The following is a 3,303-nucleotide window of genomic DNA, read 5'->3' as shown; positions in this document are numbered from 1 at the left end:
CTGTTCTTTAAAAATCTGGAAACAAGCTGAAAACGAGACTTTCAAGAAAGTCTGAGTGAGAGTGATTGATAAAAGGCGATTACTCTTAATTAACTGTTATTAATCGTAGTTGAAGTGTTTGAGGCTTATTGTTTAATGTTATTTAAATAATAAGGTAAGAATACTTGAGGTTGTATGGTTAAGTGACAAAGCGTACAAGGTGGATGCCTTGGCAATCAGAGGCGAAGAAGGACGTGCTAATCTGCGAAAAGCTTGGATGAGTCGATAAGAGGCGTTTAATCCAAGATGTCCGAATGGGGAAACCCAGTGGGTGAAGAACCCACTATCATTATCTGAATCCATAGGATAATGAGGCGAACCGGGAGAACTGAAACATCTAAGTACCCCGAGGAAAAGAAATCAACCGAGATTTTGTGAGTAGCGGCGAGCGAAAGCGAAGGAGCCTGTTAGTGATAGCGGAAGTATTAGAGGAATTGGCTGGGAAGCCAAATCGTAGAGGGTGATAATCCCGTACTCGAAAATACTTTTGTGGTACTGAGCTAACGACAAGTAGGGCGGGACACGTGATATCCTGTTTGAAGATGGGGGGACCATCCTCCAAGGCTAAATACTCCTGATTGACCGATAGTGAACCAGTACTGTGAAGGAAAGGCGAAAAGAACCCCGGTGAGGGGAGTGAAATAGAACCTGAAACCTTGTACGTACAAGCAGTGGGAGCCCGCAAGGGTGACTGCGTACCTTTTGTATAATGGGTCAGCGACTTATATTTTGTAGCGAGGTTAACCGAATAGGGGAGCCGAAGGGAAACCGAGTCTTAACTGGGCGAATAGTTGCAAGGTATAGACCCGAAACCCGGTGATCTAGCCATGGGCAGGTTGAAGGTTGGGTAACACTAACTGGAGGACCGAACCGACTAATGTTGAAAAATTAGCGGATGACTTGTGGCTGGGGGTGAAAGGCCAATCAAACCGGGAGATAGCTGGTTCTCCCCGAAATCTATTTAGGTAGAGCCTTGAGCGGACACCTTCGGGGGTAGAGCACTGTTTCGGCTAGGGGGCCATCCCGGCTTACCAACCCGATGCAAACTACGAATACCGAAGAGTGATACTCAGGAGACACACGGCGGGTGCTAACGTCCGTCGTGGAGAGGGAAACAACCCAGACCGCCAGCTAAGGTCCCAAAGTCTATATTAAGTGGGAAACGAAGTGGGAAGGCTTAGACAGCTAGGATGTTGGCTTAGAAGCAGCCATCATTTAAAGAAAGCGTAATAGCTCACTAGTCGAGTCGGCCTGCGCGGAAGATGTAACGGGGCTCAAATATAGCACCGAAGCTGCGGCATCAGACGTAAGTCTGTTGGGTAGGGGAGCGTTGTGTAAGCGGATGAAGGTTCATCGAGAGGTGGGCTTGACGTATCACAAGTGCGAATGCTGACATAAGTAACGATAAAACGGGTGAAAAACCCGTTCGCCGGAAGACCAAGGGTTCCTGTCCAACGTTAATCGGGGCAGGGTGAGTCGGCCCCTAAGGCGAGGCTGAAAAGCGTAGTCGATGGGAAACGGGTTAATATTCCCGTACTTGGATAAACTGCGATGTGGGGACGGAGCAGGTTAGGTTAGCGTGCTGTTGGATATGCACGTTTAAGTTTGTAGGTGGGAAGTTTAGGCAAATCCGGACTTCCTTAACACTGAGAGATGATGACGAGGCTCTACGGAGCTGAAGTAACTGATACCACACTTCCAGGAAAAGCCACTAAGCTTCAGGTTTATCTAAACCGTACTGAAAACCGACACAGGTGGTCAGGTAGAGAATACTCAGGCGCTTGAGAGAACTCGGGTGAAGGAACTAGGCAAAATAGCACCGTAACTTCGGGAGAAGGTGCGCCGGCGTAGATTGTAGTCCCTTGCGGGCGAAGGTTGAACCGGTCGAAGATACCAGCTGGCTGCAACTGTTTATTAAAAACACAGCACTCTGCAAACACGAAAGTGGACGTATAGGGTGTGATGCCTGCCCGGTGCTGGAAGGTTAATTGATGGTGTAATCGAAAGAGAAGCTCCTGATCGAAGCCCCAGTAAACGGCGGCCGTAACTATAACGGTCCTAAGGTAGCGAAATTCCTTGTCGGGTAAGTTCCGACCTGCACGAATGGCATAATGATGGCCAGGCTGTCTCCACCCGAGACTCAGTGAAATTGAAATCGCCGTGAAGATGCGGTGTACCCGCGGCTAGACGGAAAGACCCCGTGAACCTTTACTATAGCTTGACACTGAACATTGAATTTTGATGTGTAGGATAGGTGGGAGACTTTGAAGTAGTCACGCCAGTGATTATGGAGTCGTCCTTGAAATACCACCCTTTAACGTTTGATGTTCTAACGAAGATTGCGAAACGCGGTCTCGGACAGTGTCTGGTGGGTAGTTTGACTGGGGCGGTCTCCTCCCAAAGAGTAACGGAGGAGCACGAAGGTTTGCTAATCACGGTCGGACATCGTGAGGTTAGTGCAATGGTATAAGCAAGCTTAACTGCGAGACAGACAAGTCGAGCAGGTACGAAAGTAGGTCATAGTGATCCGGTGGTTCTGCATGGAAGGGCCATCGCTCAACGGATAAAAGGTACTCCGGGGATAACAGGCTGATACCGCCCAAGAGTTCATATCGACGGCGGTGTTTGGCACCTCGATGTCGGCTCATCACATCCTGGGGCTGAAGTAGGTCCCAAGGGTATGGCTGTTCGCCATTTAAAGTGGTACGCGAGCTGGGTTTAGAACGTCGTGAGACAGTTCGGTCCCTATCTGCCGTGGGCGTTGGAGAATTGATTGGGGCTGCTCCTAGTACGAGAGGACCGGAGTGGACGCATCACTGGTGTTCCAGTTGTCTCGCCAGAGGCATTGCTGGGTAGCTACATGCGGAAGAGATAAGTGCTGAAAGCATCTAAGCACGAAACTTGCCAAGAGATGAGTTCTCCCTGTCTTTAAGACAGTAAGGGTTGTTTAAGACTAAGACGTAGATAGGTGCGGTGTGTAAGTGTAGTGATACATTGAGCTAACGCATACTAATTGCCCGAGAGGCTTAGCCATACAACGCTCAAGTGTTTTTGGGGAGACCTGGAGCATGGAGCGAAGTAGAGTAGCAGTTAAGAGAAAGACGCAAAGAGAGAGTTGAGAGAAGGCTTGTTTTTAGATTAAGAAGACGTGAATAAGATAAGAGAGAAATCATAAAGAATATTGGCGGCGATAGTGCGGTGGGCCCACCTGACTCCATACCGAACTCAGAAGTGAAACGCCGTAATGCCGATGGTAGTGTGGGG

At 48.9% G+C, this 3,303-nt stretch carries 2 rRNA genes; both read left to right on the top strand.

The annotated features are described in order from the left end of the window. Positions 1 to 176 precede the first annotated feature (176 nt). Positions 177 to 3,073: ribosomal RNA gene (locus HMPREF9064_RS00015) — 23S ribosomal RNA — on the top strand. Between the two features lie 146 nt (positions 3,074 to 3,219). Then, a 5S ribosomal RNA gene (gene rrf, locus HMPREF9064_RS00020) occupies positions 3,220 to 3,303 on the top strand; the annotation flags it as partial.

It is taken from the genome of Aggregatibacter segnis ATCC 33393, from assembly GCF_000185305.1.
Classification (GTDB): Bacteria; Pseudomonadota; Gammaproteobacteria; order Enterobacterales; family Pasteurellaceae; genus Aggregatibacter; species Aggregatibacter segnis.
Note: the sequence above shows the minus strand (reverse complement) of the source record. Positions and strands in the feature narration are given on the sequence as shown.